The following is a 17,715-nucleotide window of genomic DNA, read 5'->3' on the forward strand; positions in this document are numbered from 1 at the left end:
CGCCATGTTTCGCGCCATAAGCAACAGCATCCGGCTCGCCAGGGCCGCGCGCGAACTCGGGCGCCATGACGCGCTGTTTCCGCTCGAGCTGCGCCGCGAAATGCCGAAGCTTTTGCTGATGCTGCTGCCTCTGGCGAAAATCCGCCTGCCCTGGGAAGAAGAACCCGAACATATCGAAGGCAGCGTGGGCGAGCGGCTCGCCGTGGCGCTCGCCAATCTCGGCCCCTCCTATATCAAGCTCGGGCAGTTCCTTGCCACGCGCCCCGATGTAATCGGCGCGGATCTCGCCGCCGACCTCACCAGCCTGCAGGACAAGCTGCCGCCCTTCCCCGCCGAAGAGGCGCGCCGGATCATCGCGGAAGATCTCGGCAAGCCGGTTGACGAACTTTACGAGAGCTTCTCCGAGGCCATCGCCGCGGCCTCCATCGCACAGGTGCATCACGCGCATACCATGCCCGAGCCCGAAAACCCGCAAGGCGGCGCGGATGAGACACCGGCAGAAATCGCCGAGCCCATCGACGCCTCGCCTGCGGCCGGGGCGGAGGAGGTCGTCGAGGCGTTGGACGTGTCCGCCGAGGAAACGGCGCCCGATCAGGGGCTCGACGTAGCGGTGAAAGTGCTGCGTCCCAATGTGGAAGCGCGCTTTGTCGACGATCTCGACAGCTTCTTCTGGGCCGCCGAAACAATCGAACGTTTCTACAAGCCCGCGCGGCGGCTCCGCCCCGTCGAGGTGGTGCAGACGCTGGCCGACAGCGTGCGGCTGGAAATGGATTTCCGGCTCGAAGCGGCGGCGATTTCGGAGATGGCGCAGAACACGGCAAACGATGTCGGCTTCCGCGTCCCCGCCGTGGACTGGGAGCGCACCGCCCGGCGTGTGCTCACCATCGAATGGGTGGACGGCATTCCGGCCTCGGACCGCGACGCGCTGGTGGACGCGGGCCATGACATGAAGGCGCTGGGGCGCCAGGTCATTCAATCCTTCCTGACCCATGCGCTGCGCGACGGGTTCTTCCATGCCGACATGCATCAGGGAAACCTGTTCGTCGATGCGGACGGCGTATTGGTGGCGGTCGATTTCGGGATCATGGGCCGGATCGGACCGCATGAACGGCGTTACCTCGCCGACATCCTGATGGGCTTCCTGCTGCGCGATTATCCGCGTATCGCAGACGTGCATTTCGAGGCGGGCTATGTGCCGCGCACGAAGAGCCGCCACGCCTTTGCGCAGGCGCTGCGCTCCATCGGCGAGCCGATCTGGGGCAAGTCGCTCGGCGAACTCTCGATGAGCCGCCTGCTCTCCCAGCTCTTCCAGGTCACCGAACAATTCGACATGCGGACGCGGCCGGAACTCATCCTGCTGCAAAAGACCATGGTGGTGGTGGAAGGCGTCGCCCGGCATTTCGACCCCGATCACAATATCTGGGAGAGCGCCGAGCCTGTGGTGAAGGAATGGATCACCGATCAGGCGACGCCCGAACACCGGCTGGAGGAAGCCGCCGCCGGCGCGGTGCAGATGGGCCGCGTCCTCGCCAATCTGCCGGACATACTGGAACGCGCGGAGCGGGCCACGAGGCTGCTGGCCGACAATGTGGACGATCAGGGCGTGAAGGTTCACCCCGGCTCCCTCAAGAGCGAGTCCCGTACCCATCCCGCCCTCTGGCTCATCGCCGGGGCGCTGATCGCCCTTCTGGCGGTCGCGATTTTCTAGCGGCTGAAAAAACACGCCGCTTTCCAACAATAATTTCGATCTACAAATAGCGGCAGTGGAACCCTATATTACCATCAATGGAAGTGTGATATGTCCCTCTCTCGGGACGAAAGCACCCTCAGGCCATACGGGGTTTCACCGTGGACAAGAGTTCTCTCGAGGCCAAACGCATTCTGCTGATCATCGGCGGAGGCATCGCGGCCTATAAATGCCTGGAGCTGATCCGCCGCCTGCGCGAGCGCGGGGCGGGTGTGCGCGCCATCATGACCGGCGCGGCGCATGAATTCGTCACGCCGCTCTCCGTCTCCAGCCTGACGGGCGAAAAGGTGTTTACCGATCTCTTCGACCTCACCGACGAGGCGGAGATGGGGCATATCGAGCTTTCCCGCGACGCCGACCTGCTGGTCGTCGCGCCCGCCACCGCCGACCTCATGGCGCGCATGGCCGGGGGGCTGGCGAACGATCTTGCCACCACGGCGCTTCTGGCGACCGACAAGCCGGTGCTGATCGCCCCTGCCATGAATGTGCGCATGTGGGAGCATGCCGCCACCCAGCGCAATATCGCCACGCTGAAACGCGACGGCATTTCCTTCGTGGGGCCCAATGAAGGCGACATGGCCTGCGGCGAGTTCGGCCCGGGCCGCATGGCGGAGCCAATGGAAATCGTCGCGGCCGTGGAAGCGCATTTCGGCGAAGCCGCATTTACCGCCGGCCAGCCGCTCAAGGGGCTGAAGGCGCTTGTCACGTCCGGTCCGACGCATGAACCCATCGACCCGGTGCGCTATATCGCCAACCGTTCTTCGGGCAAGCAGGGGCACGCCATTGCCGCCGCGCTCGCGGCGCTGGGCGCGGAAACGGTTCTTGTTGCCGGTCCGTCGACAACGCCCGACCCGGCCGGGGTAAGCGTGCATCACGTGGAAACGGCCAATGAGATGCTGGCCGCCTGCGAAGCGGCGCTGCCTGCCGACATCGCCATCTGCGCCGCCGCCGTCGCCGACTGGCGCGTCGAAGCCAGCGCCGACCAGAAGATGAAGAAGAACGGCGAAGACGGGCTGCATCTGAAACTGAAACAGAACCCGGACATTCTGGCGACGCTCTCCGCGCTCAAGGGCAAGAAGCGGCCGCGTCTCGTCGTCGGCTTTGCGGCGGAGACCGAAAAGGTCATCGCGCACGCAACCGACAAGCTCAAGCGCAAGGGCTGCGACTGGATCGTTGCAAACGACGTGTCGCCCGCCACCGGCATCATGGGCGGAGACGACAATCTGGTTCACATCATCAGCGCACAGGGCGCGGAGGACTGGCCCCGCGCCAGCAAGCGCGAAGTCGCAGGACGCCTCGCGCACCGCATCGCCGATCATTTCAAAAAAGGGAAATCCGCCACATGAATCCCGAGATCGACGTGAAGGTATGCCAGCTCGACCATGCCGAAGGCCTGCCGCTGCCGCGCTATGAAACGACAGGTGCTGCGGGCATGGATCTTCTCGCCGCCCTGCCCGAAGCAGGTCATGCGGTGCTGGAGCCCGGCAAGCGGATGATGGTGCCGACAGGCCTTGCCATTGCGCTGCCCGAAGGGTTCGAGGCGCAGATACGCCCGCGCTCCGGCCTCGCCGCCAAGCAAGGCGTCACCGTTCTCAACACGCCCGGCACGGTCGATTGCGACTATCGGGGCGAAGTGAAGGTCATCCTCGTCAATCTCGGGGAAGAGCCGGTGACGATCGACCGCGGCATGCGTATCGCCCAGATGGTGATTGCGCCCGTGACGCGCGCGCGGCTCCGCCCGGTCGAGACGCTGGACGAAACGGAGCGCGGCGCCGGAGGCTTCGGCTCCACCGGCACGAAGTGAGCCGGGCACGACGTGAAGGATCATGAAATGAGGGAGGGCGAGTGACTATGCTGAGACTGTCGAAAAAGACATGGCTGGCGCTGGAAGCCGTGGTGGATGTCGCCATCAATGCGCGGCCCGACCCCGTTCAGTCGAAGGAAATCACCCAGAGACAGGGTATTCCCCAGCGCTATCTGGAGCAGGTCATGCAGCAGCTCGTGCATGCCAATATCCTGAAAGGCGTGCGGGGACCGCGCGGCGGATATACGCTGGCGCGGGAGAGGCGGCGCATCACGGCGGGCGAAGTCGTTCGCGTCGTCGGCGCGATGGAAGCGTCCGACGAACCGGCGACGGAAAGCCCGTCTGCCCTCAGCCAGCGCGTGATCGCGCCGCTTTGGGAGGAAGTGCAGGCGGAAGTCATGGAAAAGCTCGACGCCGTTACCATCGAGGATCTGTGCCGCAAGGCGGAGGCCACCGGCGTGGGCGCCGAGACGCCCAGCGCCGATTTCACCATCTAACCGGTTAGAAAATCTATTCAGCGCAATTCCGGACGGAAAACCGGTTCCCACTTTTCCTGGAATTGCTGTAGCCCGGGAGGCTCCAATGAGCGCAGAAAACAAGCCAGGACGCGGACGCATCTATAACGACATCACCGAAACGATCGGCAATACGCCGCTGGTGCGCCTGAACAAGATGGCGAAGGAGGCCGGCGCGCAGGCCGACATCCTGCTGAAGCTGGAGTTCTTCAATCCGCTGGCCAGCGTGAAGGACCGTATCGGCGTCGCCATGATCGAGGCGCTGGAGAAGGCGGGCAAGATCAACGACAAGACCGTCATCATCGAGCCGACCTCCGGCAATACGGGCATCGCGCTTGCCTTTGTCTGCGCGGCGAAAGGCTACCAGCTCATTCTCTGCATGCCGGAAAGCATGTCGATCGAACGGCGCAAGATGCTGGCGCTGCTGGGCGCGCAGCTTGAGCTGACGCCCCCGGAAAAAGGCATGAAGGGCGCCATTGCGCGCGCCGAGGAGCTGATGGCGCAGAACCCCAATTCGGTGATGCCGCAGCAGTTCGACAATCCGGCCAATCCGGAAATCCATCGCAAGACGACGGCGGAGGAAATCTGGAACGACACCGACGGCGAGGTGGATGCGGTGATCTCCGGCGTCGGCACAGGCGGCACCTTCACCGGCGTCGGGTCGGTGCTGAAGGCACGCAAGCCCGAGCTGAAGATGATCGCCGTGGAGCCGGAAGACAGCCCCGTGCTGTCCGGCGGCCAGCCCGGCCCGCACAAGATCCAGGGCATCGGCGCGGGCTTTGCGCCGGGCAATCTGGACAGCGCCCTGATCGACGAGGTCATCACCATCGGCAATGAGAACGCCTTCGACCATGCACGTCGCGTGGCGAAGGAAGAGGGCATTCCCTGCGGGATTTCCTCGGGCGCGGCCATTGCCGCGGCGCTTGAAGTGGCCATCCGCCCGGAGATGAAGGGCAAGACCATCGTGGTCATCATCCCCTCCTTCGCGGAACGCTATCTCTCCACGCCGCTGTTCGACGGGCTCTGAGCCGACATTCCTTGAAAGTCGAAAGCCCCCGGCACTCGCCGGGGGCTTTTTCGTGTCAGCAGGTTTTCCCCGATCGTTCCGGCAGGGGCAAGTCGTCCGGCGCGCCGGGGCCGGGCTCGACGCTCATCTCGCGCGGGTCGAGCGGTTCGCCGCATTCCGAACAGACCGTGACGCCATGGGTGACATGGCCGCATGTGCGGTGGCGGCGCTGCACGGGCGGGCCTTCCGGACCGGCCATGTAACGGTCGCCCCAATCCAAGAGCGCGATCAGCGCCGGATGGAGGGCGAGACCCTTTTCCGTCAGGCGGTACTCCTCGCGCCGGGGCCGGTCCTGATAAGGCACCTTTGCAAGCACACCCGCTTCCGTCAGCTTTTTCAGCCGGTCGGCCAGCACATGACGCGCAATGCCCAACCGCGCCTCGAATTGTTCGAAGCGGCGCACGCCCATGAAGCAGTCGCGGATCACGAGCAATGTCCAGCGGTCGCCCAGCACCGACAGGGTGCGGGCAAGCGAACAGGGCTGCCGGTCGAGTTCTTCCCATCTCATGGATTGCAGCTTGACAGGTTCCTTTTCGGAACTCAATCTAAGTATTAGTTCGAAAAGAGAACTGATACCTCGGAAGGGAGCCGGGCGATGAGCGAAAGAAAAGCCGCGCTGGTCATCGGCGCGGGCAATGCCACAGGCGGTGCCATCGCCAAACGGTTTGCGCGCGAAGGCTATGCCACCTGCATCACGCGCCGTTCCATCGACAAGCTGCAGCCGCTGGTGCAGGAAATCGAACAGGCGGGCGGCGAGGTGCACCCTTACGCCTGCGATGCGCGGTCGGAAGAAGAAACCATCGACCTCTTCGCCCATGTGGAACGCGAGGTCGCACCCCTCGAGGTCGTGGTCTTCAATATCGGCGCCAATGTGTTTTTCCCGATCACCGAAACGACGGCGCGGGTCTATCGCAAGGTATGGGAGATGGCCGCCTTTGCGGGCTTCCTTGCCGGCCGCGAGGCGGCAAAGGCGATGCTCCCGCGCGGACACGGCACCATCATCTTCACCGGCGCCACGGCGAGCCTTCGCGGCGGGGCGGGCTTCTCCGCCTTTTCGGGCGCCAAGTTCGCGCTGCGCGCGCTCGCCCAGAGCATGGCGCGCGAACTGGGACCGAAAGGCATTCATGTAGCGCATTCGATCATCGACGGCGCCATCGACACGCAATGGATCGCCGAGAACTTTCCGGCGCGCTACGCGCTGAAGGAGGAAGACGGCATCCTCAATCCCGATCATATCGCCGAGGCCTATTGGTATCTCCACAACCAGCCGCGCGATGCCTGGACGCATGAGCTTGATCTCAGGCCGTGGATGGAAAAATTCTGACCTCCGAAGGACACATCATGACGAAGAATGTCGAGTTTCATTTCGACTTCGGCAGCCCGAACGCCTATCTCGCGCACAAGGTCGTGCCGGAAATCGAAGCGCGCACCGGTGTCGCATTCACCTATGTGCCGGTGCTGCTGGGCGGCATCTTCAAGGCCACCAACAATGTGTCGCCGATGATCGCCAATCAGGGCATCCAGAACAAAGGCGAGTATCAGGCGCTGGAAATGCGCCGCTTCATCGAGAAGCACGGGATCGACAAATTCCGTATGAACGAACATTTCCCCGTCAACACGCTGCAGATCATGCGCGGCGCCATTGCCGCGGAGATGGACGATATGCTCGCGCCCTATTTCGAGGCGGTGATGGCCGCGATGTGGGAGCAATCGAAGAAGATGGACGACCCGGACATCATCTGCGCGGTGCTGAACGACGCCGGGATCGACGGCGCACATATCCTGGAGCGCATTCAGGACCCGGCGGTAAAGGCAAAGCTCGTTGCGAATACGGAGGATAGCGTGGCGCGCGGCGCTTTCGGTATTCCTACCTTCTTCGTCGACGGCGATATCTATTTCGGCAAGGACAGCTTGCGCGATGTCGAAGACGCCATCGCCGCCGGTTAAGACAAAGGGTCAGTTCCATGAGTGTGTCGACGACGGATCTCGCGCCGGTTTTCTCCCGTGACGGCAATCTCTGGCACCCCCGCCAGGAAGCACAAGGCCCGTTTGGCGGCATGCATGGCGGCGCCGCGAGCGCGCTGGCCGTCGGCGAGATGGAGATGATGGCTGAGGAACGCAGCCTGGGCGCGCTTGTCTCGGCGCATGTCTATCTATTGCGTCCCTTGCCGCTCACTGAAATCGAAAGCCGGATGACGCCGGTGCGCGAAGGCGGCCGCATTGCGGTTCTGGAAAACGAGCTTCACGCCAACGGCAAGCTGCAAACCAAGGCTGTCGCCTGTTTCCAGCAGCCCGTAGAGATCGACGGCCTGCCCGGCGCGCCCGATAAAACGGCATTCGAGCCGGAGAGCTATCCCGCCTGGGAGATGCCGGAAATCTTCGCCAAGAACACGCAGCAGGGTTTCCTCGACCTGGTGGACATTCGCGACACGCTGCATAAGGACGGGACGCGGGCGAAATGGTTCCGCCTCCATCGGCCTTTCCACACTTCGCCCACGCCCTTTTCCGATGCCATGGCCGTGGCGGATGTTTCCACCCTCTTCACCGTGACCGACAGCGGTACGCGGCCCAATGCGGCGGGCTGGCCCAATGCCGACCTCTCCTTCCATCTGTCGCGCGCGCCGCGAGGCGAATGGATCGGCGTCGCCCAGCGCGGCGACTGGTGGGGCGACGGGCGCGGTTTCACGGAATCGGAAATCTTCGACGTTTATGGGCGGATCGGGCGTTCCTGCCAAAGCGCCGTGCTGTTGCCCTTGCCTGAGTAAGCCCCCGCCTCCATTTGACAGAAACCCCGGAGCATGGCCCTTAAGGGGTGGAGGCGCATGAATGGCACTGACGGACGAACAGCTGGACCGCTATGCAAGGCACATCGTGCTGAAGGAAATCGGCGGGCCGGGACAGCAAAAACTTCTGAACGCGAAAGTGCTGGTGATCGGCGCGGGCGGCCTCGGCTCACCCTGCCTGATGTATCTCGCCGCGGCGGGTGTCGGCACGCTGGGCGTGATCGACAATGACGAGGTGTCGCTGTCCAACCTCCAGCGCCAGATCATCCATGGCACGGAAGATGTGAACCGTCCCAAAACCGAAAGCGCGGCGGCGGCCGTCGCCCGCCTCAACCCCGATGTGACGGTCCATCAGCATACGGACAGGCTCACGGTGGCGAATGCGCGCGACATCATCTCGCAATACGACATCGTCGCCGATGGCTGCGACAATTTCGAAACGCGCTTCGTCGTGAACGATGCCTGCTACTACGCGAAAGTGCCGCTCGTGTCCGCCGCGGTCGGCCAGTTCGAAGGACAGATCGCGACCTTCAAGGCGTATGAGAACGACGCCGACGGCAAACCGATGCCGAACTACCGCGACTTTATCGGCGAGACGCCCGAACCCGGCTCGGTCCCGACCTGCGAGGAGGCAGGCGTGATGGGCGCACTCACCGGCGTCATGGGGTCACTCCAGGCGCTTGAAGTCATCAAGGAGATTACGGGCGCGGGGACAAGCCTTGCCGGCAAGCTGCTCATCTATGATGCGCTGGATACGCGCTTCCGCACGGTGAAGCTGAAATGGGACCCGGCAAACCCGCTGACGGGCGAGAATCCGACGATCACATAATCGCCGGGATCACGCGGTCTCTTTTGCGTCTGGACCGGTTCATCCGCCGCCATTCTACATAATGGCGGGAATCACCCGGTCGGGCGGCCTGTGACCGTCCATGAAGGTCTTGATGTTGACGATGACCTTGCCACCCATCTCCATCCGGCCCTCGATGGTGGACGAACTCATATGCGGCAGCAGCACCACATTGCCGAGGCCGAGAAGGCGGGGGTTCACGGCGGGCTCATGCTCGAAAACATCCAGCCCCGCGCCCGCGATCTCGCCGCCTTCCAGCGCGCGCACCAGCGCGTTCTCGTCGATGATCTCACCGCGCGCCGTATTCACGATATAGGCCTCGGACTTCATCAGCTTGAGGCGGCGCGTGTCGATCATGTGGAAGGTCTGCGGCGTATGCGGGCAATGCAGCGTCACGATGTCGACCTTGGCGAGCATCGCGTCGAGGTCTTCCCAATAGGTGGCGCCGAGTTCCTTCTCGATGACCTGATTGGCAGGCTTGCGATTGTGATAGTGGATTTCAAGGCCAAAAGCCTTGGCCCGCTGCGCAACCGCCTGTCCGATCCGGCCCATGCCGATAATACCCAGCCGCTTGCCGGTGATACGCCGGCCCAGCATCCATGACGGCGACCAGCCCGGCCATTTGCCGTCATTGTCCCTCAGATAGCGCGCGCCCTCCGACAGGCGACGCGGCACGGCGAGAATGAGCGCCATGGCCATGTCGGCAGTATCGTCGGTCAATACGCCGGGTGTGTTCGTTACCGTAATCCCTCGACGGCGGGCGCTTTCCACATCGACATTGTCGACGCCCGTCCCGAACTGCGCGATGAGGCGGAGCTTTTCGCCCGCATGCGCGAGCAGGCGTCCGTCGATCCGGTCCGTCACGGTGGGCACCAGAACCTCCGCTTCGGCGATCGCGTCGGCCAGTTCCTGCTGGGACATGGGGTGATCGTCTTCATTCAACCTGACATCGAACAATTCCGACATGCGCTGCTCGATCTGGTCGGGCAGTTTGCGGGTAACGATGACGAGGGGTTTCTTGACGGTCATTCGAGCGGTGCTCCGGCGGAAGGCACCATGACGCGGTGCCTGCGATCACAAGGGAAGCGGGAATTTCTGTTTACCAGAGGGGCCGGTCCCGTACCAAGCGCGTTCTCCCCTTAACTCAACGTCATCCGGGCCGACGCCGCTTGACCTGAGGCAGGCCAGCTTGCCAAATACCGGTTCGGGCCTCCGAAACCAGATGCGGAACAGTAAAATTACCGGACCCCTTTCTCGCCTGCCCGCCTCGCGCCTTGCCGCGGCGGGCGCCATCAGCCTTGCGATGCTCTTCGCCGCCATGACCGCCGCCTCAGCGAATGAGGGCGGCGCAAAGGAGACCTTTATCCCGGCGCAGGAGCCGGTGCCGGTGACGCATGAGCCCGGCTCGGCCACGGGACTGCCGGTGCCGCGTTTCGTCAGCCTGAAATCGGATCGCGCCAATCTGCGGCGCGGCCCCGGAACCGACTATCCGGTGGACTGGGTGTTCGTGCGCCGGCGCATGCCGCTGGAAATCATCGCCGAGACCAGCCGCTGGCGCAAAGTCCGCGATGTGGACGGCGATGTGGGCTGGATCTGGCATTCCATGCTGGACGGGCGGCGAACCGCGCTTTTCCTTGCAGAAAAGGACGGCGCGCCGGTGCCGATCCTTGACGAGCCGATCCCGGGTGCCGCCATTGTGGCCTATGCCGACACAGATGTGCTGGCGAGCCTCAAAAGCTGCGCCGGCGCATGGTGCCGCGTCGAGACCCAGGGCTATGAGGGCTATGTGCCGAGGACGCGCCTGTGGGGTGTCTATCCCGACGAGGATTTCGACTGAGGCCCTTTCGGGGAGATCGCGTCAGGCGAGATCGCCCGCCAACGCCTCACGAACATCCTTCGGCATCATCGCGATGTGACCGTAATTCTCGTGCGAAATCACGAGCGAGACGTCCACGGACGGATCCTTGAATTTTTCGGCCTGCTCGTCGGTAAGTGGGAAGTGCACGAAATGCACCGAGGAGGTCTTGCCGTCCGCCGTTGTGCGTTCGACATCCTGCTCCGGTACGGCCTTGGCGCGCTCGCCGCCAATATCGATGAAAATGAAATCCTCGACATGGGCCAGACGCCGCAATTCCTTGTCGCGCTGCACGGCATCGTTGATCTCGAACATGATCGTCGCGACGAATTCGCGGCCATTGGGGATCAGCGGATTATAGGCCGCCAGCTCGTCGGCGATCTGCTCCTCGCCGCCCTTTTCGATGTAAAGCATCTCGTGGATCTGCTGAAACATCGTGTCGTAATTTTCGAAATAGAAAGTGCAGAAGGGGCCGACACCCAGACGACGCGTCCGCTTCATCTCGGCACTTTTGGCGCGGCGCTCCTTGCGCTGGGCGGCATATGTCTCCAGCGGCAGAATATCGTCGCGCGTGATTTCCCGTTTCTGTGCGGTCATTTTCCTGTCCTGCTCTTTTGCCTTGCGCGCGGCCACCCGGACTTCAGAGAAGTCCCCAGGCCCGTGCCATGATCTCGATCGGATGCTGCGCGGAGGGCGGCGTCGCATCGTCCATCTCGCCGATTTCCTGAACGAGATGCTTGCCCGCCAGCGGGCAGTCCGAGGTCACATATTTGTTGCCGGTCTTGTTGACGTTGCGCGCCGCCGTCTTGCCGACCTTCATCGCGGTTTCGAAGGTTTCCTTCATGACGCCGAAGGTTCCTCCGTGGCCGGAGCAACGCTCCACCACATCCACCTTGATTTCAGGAATGAGCTTCAGCATTTCAACCGATTTCGCGCCCATGTTCTGGGCACGCGCATGACAGGCAAGATGCGCGCTGACGCCGCCATCGACGGGATTGAGCCCCGCTGCGAGGCCTTCGTTTTTCGCGATGTCGACAACATATTCGTCGATGTCGCGGGTGGCGGCGGCGAGCCTCTTCACATCCGGGTCGTCGGGCAGGATAAGCGGCCATTCCAGCTTGAACATCAGGCCGCATGAGGCGGTCAGCGTGATGATGTCATAGCCCTTGTCGATCCACTCGCCCATGTCCTTTGCGACCTTGCGGGCCTGCTCGGCGACCTTGGCGATATCGCCCTGCTCAAGGAAGGGCATACCGCAGCATCCGGGGTAGGCCACTTCGGTTTCCACGCCGTTATGCGCGAGTACCTTGCGGGCGGCCTCGCCGACTTGCGGGTTGTTGTAGTTCACGAAACAGGTCGCGAAGATCGCGGCCTTACGGCCCTTGGCGGGCGCATCCTTCGGCATGGCCTCGCCCGATGCGTCCTGCGCCTTCGCGCGCATCGTGAAGGTCTTGCCGTAGAATTTCGGCAGCTCGGCGCGGCGGTCGATACCGGCGACCGCTTCAAGCGCCGGGCGCGTCAGCTTGTTCGATGTCGAGGAGCCCCAATTGGCGAGCCCGGATACGGGCGCGGCCAGCTTGCCGTTGCGGTCGGTCTGGGCGAGCTGTTTCTGCGTGAAGGGAAAGCCTTCGCGCTTTGCCTCCGCCGCGCGGTACCGCAGCATCAGATGGGGGAAATCGAGATTGAATTCATGCGGAGGCACATAAGGGCACTTCGTCATGAAGCACATGTCGCAAAGCGTGCAGGCTTCGACCACGGGACCGAAATCCTCCGACTTCACCTCGTCGAGTTCGCCGGTGGGCGATTCATCGATCAGGTCGAAAAGACGGGGAAAACTGTCGCAGAGATTGAAGCAGCGCCGGCAGCCGTGACAGATGTCGAAAACCCGGCGCAGCTCTTCGTCAAGTTTGTCGAGATCGTAGAAATCGGGATTGTGCCAATCCAGCGGATGGCGGGTCGGCGCGGCGGTGCTGCCTTCGGTCATGTCCTGCCCCTATTTTTGCGACATGCGATCGCCGCCGCTACTGGTCTCCTGTGCGGCGGACAGACAAAAAGAGGGGAGGCGACATTGCCGCCGCCTCACCCCCTGCATCCTGTCAGTCGTCCAGACCGTCGAGCGCCTTCTGGAAACGGCCGGCATGGCTCTTTTCAGCCTTGGCCAGCGTTTCGAACCAGTCGGCGATCTCGTCGAAGCCCTCGTCGCGGGCCGTGCGAGCCATACCCGGATACATGTCGGTGTATTCGTGGGTTTCGCCGGCGATGGCGGCCTTGAGGTTGGCGTCGGTGTTGCCGATCGGCTCGCCCGTGGCCGGGTCGCCGACTTCCTCGAGGAATTCGAGATGGCCATGCGCGTGGCCCGTCTCGCCTTCCGCCGTGGAGCGGAACACAGCGGCCACATCGTTGTAGCCTTCGACGTCGGCCTTCTGGGCGAAATAGAGATAGCGGCGGTTGGCCTGGCTTTCACCCGAGAAAGCCTCCTTCAGATTGTCCATTGTCTTGGAACCAGCAAGCGATGCCATGGTCTTTCCTCACCTGTTTGACGGCCGGAGGGGCAAAGAAGCAGGCTCCGGCGCCCTGAACCAGTTGTGCCGAATAACGGCCCCATCCCCTTCGGTTGCCGATTGTCTCGCGGCCCGGCGGCGGGCCAGGCTTGCGGCGTTCGGGGGGATGCGCAGGCGAATCTAGAACGCTCCCGAGACCCCGTCAATAATTTAGACAGTATCTAAAGAGCGTTATAAGCGGCTGTTTTTGCGATTAGTTCTTAATTGACAAGATCGCCTAGCGATCGCCGGATGAGCCTTGCGAAGAGCCCTGAAGGCGCACGATCACATCGACCCGGGAGATATCGGTGCCTTCCGGCGCGGACGGCAGGCGCTCGATCCCGATCTCCTCGCCGGAGATGTCCATCAGGCGACCATCATCCTCGAAGAAGAAGTGATGATGGTCGTCGACATTGGTATCGAAATAGGTACGCGAGGAGTCGACCACAACCTCTCGTAGCAGGCCGGCTTCGGTGAACTGGTGCAATGTGTTGTAGACCGTGGCCAAAGAGACGCTCACGCCGGCTTTCTGGGATTCCTCATGGAGTGCTTCGGCCGTGACGTGACGATCGCCGCCATCGAAGAGCAGGCGGCCGAGAGCGAGCCGCTGGCGTGTGGGGCGCAATCCGGACGCCCGCAGCCTCGACAGGGTCTGCGCGTAGGGCCTCTCCTGGGTGTCAGGGGTCAAATGCGCCATATTCTCTCTCGCACTCACATGCAGTTTGTAATCGTTACAAGAAAATGTGGTCGCGTCATGCTTTTGTCAAGTGCGCCGCCGAATCGCGGCGCCCCCGGTGCAAGCATGTCTTTGCGCTGGTGGCGGGGTATGTTACGAAGCAAAAAAGACAGGGAGCGGGGCCGTTTAGCAAGCGGTGCCCAGTCAGCAATCCGGTCCGGCCTGACGGTACTCCAGCCCATGCGGCAGGCACGTCACGATCAGGCAAGCGGCCAGTTTCGAGCAGATGGGAATGGCGGAGCAGAAGTCGGCTTACAGTTACGAAGACCTCCTGGAATGCAGTCACGGTCGCATGTTCGGCCCGGGCAATCCGCAATTGCCGCTGCCGCCCATGCTGATGGTCGACCGCATCTCTCACATCAGCGATGACGGCGGCGAACACGGCAAAGGGCAGATCGTTGCCGAGTTCGACATCAAGCCGGATCTCTGGTTCTTCGATTGCCATTTCGAAGGCGACCCGGTGATGCCGGGCTGCCTCGGGCTCGACGGCATGTGGCAGCTCCTCGGCTTCTTTCTCGGCTGGGTCGGCGGCAAGGGCAAGGGCCGTGCGCTGGGCGTGGGCGAGGTGAAGTTCTCCGCCATGGTGACGCCTGCCATCAAAAAGATCGAATACACGATCAACCTGAAGCGCGTCATCAACCGCAAGCTGGTGCTTGGCGTGGCCGACGGCATCATCAAGGCCGATGGCGAGGTCGCCTTCACGATCAGCGACATGAAAGTGGGATTGTTCGGCGCGGACGAGCAGCCTGCCTGACGGGCGGCGGTCGCTGAACAGAATGTGATCCTCAAGAAAGAGAGGCTGCCATGAGACGGGTCGTCGTCACGGGCATGGGTATCGTCAGCAGTATCGGGAACAACTCGCAGGAAGTCCTGTCGAGCCTCAGGGATGCGCGCTCCGGCATCGTGAAAGCGGAGGACTATGAGCGCCTCGGCTTCAAGAGCCAGGTGCATGGCAGCCTGAAGGTGAATCCCGACGAGATCGTGGACCGGCGCGCGCGCCGCTTCATGGGCGACGGCGCGGCCTATGCCTGCGCGGCCATGGAGCAGGCGATCCAGGATGCCGGCCTCGAAGAGAGCGATGTCAGCAATCCCCGCACCGGCCTCATCGTCGGGTCGGGCGGCCCATCGACCAGGGCCATCGTGCAGGCCGCCGACACGACCCGCGCGGAAGGCAAGGGGCCCAAGCGCGTCGGCCCGTTTGCCGTGCCCAAGGCGATGTCCTCCACCTGCTCGGCCAATCTTTCCACCTGGTACAAGACCAAGGGCGTGAACTATTCGATCAGCTCCGCCTGTTCCACCAGCGCCAATTGCATCGGCAATGCAGCGGAAATGATCCAGTGGGGCAAGCAGGACGTGATGTTCGCCGGCGGCGGCGAAGAACTCGACTGGACGCTGTCGGTGCTGTTCGACGCGATGGGCGCCATGTCGTCGAAATATAATGCGACACCGGAAAAGGCGAGCCGCGCCTATGACAAGAACCGGGACGGTTTCGTCATTACCGGCGGCGGCGGCATTCTGGTTCTGGAAGAGCTGGAACATGCCAAGGCGCGCGGTGCCAAGATTTACGCCGAAATCGTCGGCTATGGCGCAACAGCCGATGGCGCCGACATGGTGGCACCCTCGGGCGAAGGAGCCGTGCGCTGCATGAATCTCGCGCTCCAGAACGTCAACGAGAAGGTCGACTACATCAATCCGCACGCGACCTCGACGCCGGTGGGCGATATTCCGGAAGTGAAAGCGATCCAGGAAGTCTTCGGCAAGGACATGCCGCCCATCAGTGCCACCAAGTCTCTAACCGGTCACGCACAGGGTGCGGCGGGTGTGCATGAGGCGATCTACACGCTGCTCATGATGAAGAACGGCTTCATCGCGGAGAGCGCGAATATCGAGGAAATCGATCCCGAGCTGGCGGATGCGAATATCGTCCGCTCCCGGATCGACAACGCAGACATCAATGTCGCCATGTCGAACAGCTTCGGCTTCGGCGGCACCAATGCCGTGCTCGTCTTCCAGCGCTATGACGCTTGAGACGCGGCAGCAGAAAGTTTGAGTAGGGGGATGGACCGCGCCTTTCGGTCGGGCCAGTAATCATCGGGTCGGGGAACCATGCCAAACAAGGGACACAAGACGGACGAGACGTTGCAGCTCTCCGGCGAACTCATGAAGGGCCGTCGCGGCCTCATCATGGGCGTCGCAAACGATCATTCGATCGCCTGGGGCATTGCCCGCACGCTTGCCATGCATGGGGCGGAACTGGCCTTCACCTATCAGGGCGACAGTTTCGGCCGGCGTGTGAAGCCGCTGGCGGAGTCCGTGGGCTCCAATATCGTACTGTCCTGCGACGTGACGGACGATGCGTCGATGGATGAGGTGTTCGCCACGCTGAAGAAGGAATGGGGCTCGCTCGACTTCGTCGTCCATGCCGTCGCCCATTCCGACAAGAACGAACTCAAGGGCCGTTACGTGAACACGACGCGGGAGAACTTCCTGCGGACGATGGACATTTCCTGCTACTCCTTCACCGCCGTCGCACATCGCGCAAGCGAGCTGATGACGGATGGCGGTGCGATGGTCACGCTCACCTATGACGGCGCACAGCGTGTCATGCCCAATTACAACGTCATGGGCGTCGCCAAGGCCGCGCTTGAAGCGAGCGTGCGCTACCTCGCCGCCGATCTCGGCCGCGACGGCATCCGCATCAATGCGATTTCCGCAGGCCCCATGCGCACGCTGGCCGGCTCCGCGGTCGGCGATGCGCGCTTCGTGTTCAAGTGGAACAAGCAGCATGCCGCGCTCAAGGAGTCCATCGAGCTCGATCATGTGGGCGGCGCCGGTCTTTACCTGCTGAGCGACCTTGCCGCTCGCGTTACGGGCGAAATCCACTATGTGGATGCCGGCTACAATGTGATCGGCATGCCGCGCACCGACGATCTGCGCGAGGCCGCCGAGCAGGAAAACGGCGGCGCGCCGACCAAGGGTGAAAAGGACGCGGCCAAGCTCACGAGCAAGTGAGCCCCGGCCGCGCGCCTTACTCGCCCATCGAACAGGCGCATTCCATCTCGACGATGTCGAAGGTGGATTCCAGAACCGGATAAGGAAACACAATCCGGTAGCGCCCGTTCTGCAGCCATTCCACCACGCCGACCCGGTCCTGCATCTGCGGATCGGTAATACCGCCTTTGGGGCCGGAATAGTCCCGGGCCGGGCCCGAATGATCCTTGTTCGGGGCAGCGAGCAGCACCCATTTCGTATCGCTCATCGGATAGAGATAGCCGGTCATGCGCTGCGACCCGGTGGTCTTTTCGAAGAAGAGCCGCCCATCGGGCATCTTCGCGATGTTGCACTTGAACCAGCCATAGATAATCGCCGAACCGATGGGCCCGCCGACCTTGATGGTGCGGCAGCGATATGCCTTGACCAGCGTATCGGGCGTCAGGGTCAGCGTGTCCGCGCCGAGGATCGCCTTCACATGAGCGAGGTCCTTCGGATCGGCATTGGCCTTCGCCTCGTCGAGCCCCTGGCCGATGGCTTCGGCCATACGCGACAGCCGGTCCTTGTCGAAGGTGGTAACGTGTTTCTTCCAGAGGCCGAAATCCGCCGGTTGGCGCTGCGCCTCGCGGGCCTGCAGCTCCTCCACCGCGAAGGGCGGTGGCGGACCGTCCTTGGTTTTTGCAAGCTTTTCGGCAGCGGCCGGAAAGGCGACAGCCAGAAACAAAAGACCAAGACCGAGGATGCGCAGCATGGAAAGCTCCGGACAGGAAAAGGGGCCCCGCGCGGTTGGCGCGGAGCCCCTTATCATGCTGCAAGGTGACGCTGGCGTGA

General features: G+C 62.9%; 20 protein-coding genes. 13 read left to right on the top strand and 7 right to left on the bottom strand.

The features are described from left to right. Positions 1 to 4: 4 nt before the first annotated feature. The 5 genes from ACSSVQ_RS10115 to cysK all read left to right on the top strand — a co-directional run bounded on the left by ACSSVQ_RS10115 (position 5) and on the right by cysK (position 5,093). Complete coding sequence (locus ACSSVQ_RS10115; protein ID WP_454182772.1) at positions 5 to 1,708, top strand: AarF/UbiB family protein; 1,704 nt, start codon at positions 5 to 7, stop codon at positions 1,706 to 1,708. Positions 1,709 to 1,848: 140 nt separating this feature from the next. Next, a complete protein-coding gene (gene coaBC / locus ACSSVQ_RS10120; protein ID WP_454182774.1) occupies positions 1,849 to 3,093 on the top strand; it encodes a bifunctional phosphopantothenoylcysteine decarboxylase/phosphopantothenate--cysteine ligase CoaBC in 1,245 nt (414 codons plus the stop codon). Continuing rightward, positions 3,090 to 3,551, top strand: coding sequence for a dUTP diphosphatase (gene dut / locus ACSSVQ_RS10125; RefSeq protein ID WP_293328579.1), 462 nt, complete (start codon positions 3,090 to 3,092; stop codon positions 3,549 to 3,551). Before coaBC ends, dut begins: the two co-directional genes overlap by 4 nt. A gap of 47 nt (positions 3,552 to 3,598) precedes the next feature. After that, a complete protein-coding gene (locus ACSSVQ_RS10130) occupies positions 3,599 to 4,048 on the top strand; it encodes an RrF2 family transcriptional regulator (RefSeq protein WP_293328601.1) in 450 nt (149 codons plus the stop codon). Between the two features lie 85 nt (positions 4,049 to 4,133). Next, a complete protein-coding gene (gene cysK / locus ACSSVQ_RS10135) occupies positions 4,134 to 5,093 on the top strand; it encodes a cysteine synthase A (protein ID WP_454182776.1) in 960 nt (319 codons plus the stop codon). Between the two features lie 55 nt (positions 5,094 to 5,148). Here the strand turns inward: cysK and ACSSVQ_RS10140 are convergent, their stop codons facing one another. Beyond that, entirely contained in the window at positions 5,149 to 5,640 is a 492-nt protein-coding gene (locus tag ACSSVQ_RS10140; protein WP_454182778.1) for a winged helix-turn-helix transcriptional regulator, read from the bottom strand. Between the two features lie 87 nt (positions 5,641 to 5,727). Here ACSSVQ_RS10140 and ACSSVQ_RS10145 point away from each other — a divergent pair, with 87 nt between their 5' ends. From ACSSVQ_RS10145 to ACSSVQ_RS10160, 4 genes are all read left to right on the top strand, one after another. Next, positions 5,728 to 6,456 (top strand): SDR family oxidoreductase, encoded by a 729-nt coding sequence (locus tag ACSSVQ_RS10145; protein WP_454182780.1) that lies wholly within the window; start codon positions 5,728 to 5,730, stop codon positions 6,454 to 6,456. Between the two features lie 17 nt (positions 6,457 to 6,473). Then, the gene (locus ACSSVQ_RS10150; RefSeq protein WP_454182782.1) at positions 6,474 to 7,079 is read left to right on the top strand and encodes a DsbA family protein; all 606 of its coding nucleotides are present in this window, start codon (positions 6,474 to 6,476) and stop codon (positions 7,077 to 7,079) included. A gap of 17 nt (positions 7,080 to 7,096) precedes the next feature. Beyond that, the gene (locus tag ACSSVQ_RS10155; RefSeq protein WP_454182784.1) at positions 7,097 to 7,897 is read left to right on the top strand and encodes a thioesterase family protein; all 801 of its coding nucleotides are present in this window, start codon (positions 7,097 to 7,099) and stop codon (positions 7,895 to 7,897) included. A 61-nt stretch (positions 7,898 to 7,958) separates the two neighbouring features. Next, positions 7,959 to 8,744 (top strand): HesA/MoeB/ThiF family protein, encoded by a 786-nt coding sequence (locus ACSSVQ_RS10160; RefSeq protein WP_454182786.1) that lies wholly within the window; start codon positions 7,959 to 7,961, stop codon positions 8,742 to 8,744. 54 nt (positions 8,745 to 8,798) lie between these two features. On the opposite strand, the gene ACSSVQ_RS10165 is transcribed toward ACSSVQ_RS10160, so the two are convergent. Beyond that, positions 8,799 to 9,791: a 2-hydroxyacid dehydrogenase gene (locus tag ACSSVQ_RS10165; RefSeq protein ID WP_454182788.1), complete on the bottom strand. Its 993-nt coding sequence runs from the start codon at positions 9,789 to 9,791 to the stop codon at positions 8,799 to 8,801. Between the two features lie 193 nt (positions 9,792 to 9,984). Between ACSSVQ_RS10165 and ACSSVQ_RS10170 the strand changes: the two genes are divergently transcribed. Further along, complete coding sequence (locus ACSSVQ_RS10170; RefSeq protein ID WP_293328571.1) at positions 9,985 to 10,599, top strand: SH3 domain-containing protein; 615 nt, start codon at positions 9,985 to 9,987, stop codon at positions 10,597 to 10,599. A 21-nt stretch (positions 10,600 to 10,620) separates the two neighbouring features. On the opposite strand, the gene ACSSVQ_RS10175 is transcribed toward ACSSVQ_RS10170, so the two are convergent. The 4 genes from ACSSVQ_RS10175 to irrA form a co-directional block, all read right to left on the bottom strand. Then, positions 10,621 to 11,214, bottom strand: coding sequence for a DUF3501 family protein (locus ACSSVQ_RS10175; protein ID WP_454182790.1), 594 nt, complete (start codon positions 11,212 to 11,214; stop codon positions 10,621 to 10,623). 43 nt (positions 11,215 to 11,257) lie between these two features. Then, positions 11,258 to 12,601, bottom strand: a complete 1,344-nt coding sequence (locus tag ACSSVQ_RS10180) for a heterodisulfide reductase-related iron-sulfur binding cluster (RefSeq protein ID WP_454182792.1) — start codon at positions 12,599 to 12,601, stop codon at positions 11,258 to 11,260. Between the two features lie 112 nt (positions 12,602 to 12,713). Then, on the bottom strand, positions 12,714 to 13,136 hold the full coding sequence (locus ACSSVQ_RS10185; protein WP_293328568.1) for a rubrerythrin family protein: 423 nt from the start codon (positions 13,134 to 13,136) through the stop codon (positions 12,714 to 12,716). A 259-nt stretch (positions 13,137 to 13,395) separates the two neighbouring features. Beyond that, a complete protein-coding gene (gene irrA, locus ACSSVQ_RS10190) occupies positions 13,396 to 13,854 on the bottom strand; it encodes an iron response transcriptional regulator IrrA (protein ID WP_293328567.1) in 459 nt (152 codons plus the stop codon). A 271-nt stretch (positions 13,855 to 14,125) separates the two neighbouring features. Between irrA and fabA the strand changes: the two genes are divergently transcribed. The 3 genes from fabA (at position 14,126) to fabI (ending at position 16,905) form a co-directional block, all read left to right on the top strand. Next, entirely contained in the window at positions 14,126 to 14,647 is a 522-nt protein-coding gene (gene fabA, locus ACSSVQ_RS10195; RefSeq protein ID WP_454182795.1) for a 3-hydroxyacyl-[acyl-carrier-protein] dehydratase FabA, read from the top strand. Positions 14,648 to 14,697: 50 nt separating this feature from the next. Further along, a complete protein-coding gene (fabB, locus tag ACSSVQ_RS10200) occupies positions 14,698 to 15,921 on the top strand; it encodes a beta-ketoacyl-ACP synthase I (protein WP_454182797.1) in 1,224 nt (407 codons plus the stop codon). A gap of 78 nt (positions 15,922 to 15,999) precedes the next feature. After that, positions 16,000 to 16,905 (top strand): enoyl-ACP reductase FabI, encoded by a 906-nt coding sequence (gene fabI / locus ACSSVQ_RS10205; protein WP_293328564.1) that lies wholly within the window; start codon positions 16,000 to 16,002, stop codon positions 16,903 to 16,905. Between the two features lie 16 nt (positions 16,906 to 16,921). On the opposite strand, the gene ACSSVQ_RS10210 is transcribed toward fabI, so the two are convergent. Next, positions 16,922 to 17,635, bottom strand: a complete 714-nt coding sequence (locus ACSSVQ_RS10210) for a DUF4893 domain-containing protein (RefSeq protein ID WP_454182799.1) — start codon at positions 17,633 to 17,635, stop codon at positions 16,922 to 16,924. Positions 17,636 to 17,715: the final 80 nt, after the last annotated feature.

Source organism: Parvibaculum sp. MBR-TMA-1.3b-4.2, from assembly GCF_053628815.1.

Bases quoted from the DNA above. Each gene is read 5' to 3' on its own strand.
- ACSSVQ_RS10115 (WP_454182772.1), top strand. From the start codon at position 5: ATGTTTCGCGCCATAAGCAACAGCATCCGGCTCGCCAGGGCCGCGCGC.
- dut (WP_293328579.1), top strand. From the start codon at position 3,090: ATGAATCCCGAGATCGACGTGAAGGTATGCCAGCTCGACCATGCCGAA.
- ACSSVQ_RS10130 (WP_293328601.1), top strand. From the start codon at position 3,599: ATGCTGAGACTGTCGAAAAAGACATGGCTGGCGCTGGAAGCCGTGGTG.
- cysK (WP_454182776.1), top strand. From the start codon at position 4,134: ATGAGCGCAGAAAACAAGCCAGGACGCGGACGCATCTATAACGACATC.
- ACSSVQ_RS10140 (WP_454182778.1), bottom strand. From the start codon at position 5,640: ATGAGATGGGAAGAACTCGACCGGCAGCCCTGTTCGCTTGCCCGCACC.
- ACSSVQ_RS10145 (WP_454182780.1), top strand. From the start codon at position 5,728: ATGAGCGAAAGAAAAGCCGCGCTGGTCATCGGCGCGGGCAATGCCACA.
- ACSSVQ_RS10150 (WP_454182782.1), top strand. From the start codon at position 6,474: ATGACGAAGAATGTCGAGTTTCATTTCGACTTCGGCAGCCCGAACGCC.
- ACSSVQ_RS10155 (WP_454182784.1), top strand. From the start codon at position 7,097: ATGAGTGTGTCGACGACGGATCTCGCGCCGGTTTTCTCCCGTGACGGC.
- ACSSVQ_RS10160 (WP_454182786.1), top strand. From the start codon at position 7,959: ATGGCACTGACGGACGAACAGCTGGACCGCTATGCAAGGCACATCGTG.
- ACSSVQ_RS10165 (WP_454182788.1), bottom strand. From the start codon at position 9,791: ATGACCGTCAAGAAACCCCTCGTCATCGTTACCCGCAAACTGCCCGAC.
- ACSSVQ_RS10170 (WP_293328571.1), top strand. From the start codon at position 9,985: ATGCGGAACAGTAAAATTACCGGACCCCTTTCTCGCCTGCCCGCCTCG.
- ACSSVQ_RS10175 (WP_454182790.1), bottom strand. From the start codon at position 11,214: ATGACCGCACAGAAACGGGAAATCACGCGCGACGATATTCTGCCGCTG.
- ACSSVQ_RS10180 (WP_454182792.1), bottom strand. From the start codon at position 12,601: ATGACCGAAGGCAGCACCGCCGCGCCGACCCGCCATCCGCTGGATTGG.
- ACSSVQ_RS10185 (WP_293328568.1), bottom strand. From the start codon at position 13,136: ATGGCATCGCTTGCTGGTTCCAAGACAATGGACAATCTGAAGGAGGCT.
- irrA (WP_293328567.1), bottom strand. From the start codon at position 13,854: ATGGCGCATTTGACCCCTGACACCCAGGAGAGGCCCTACGCGCAGACC.
- fabA (WP_454182795.1), top strand. From the start codon at position 14,126: ATGGCGGAGCAGAAGTCGGCTTACAGTTACGAAGACCTCCTGGAATGC.
- fabB (WP_454182797.1), top strand. From the start codon at position 14,698: ATGAGACGGGTCGTCGTCACGGGCATGGGTATCGTCAGCAGTATCGGG.
- fabI (WP_293328564.1), top strand. From the start codon at position 16,000: ATGCCAAACAAGGGACACAAGACGGACGAGACGTTGCAGCTCTCCGGC.
- ACSSVQ_RS10210 (WP_454182799.1), bottom strand. From the start codon at position 17,635: ATGCTGCGCATCCTCGGTCTTGGTCTTTTGTTTCTGGCTGTCGCCTTT.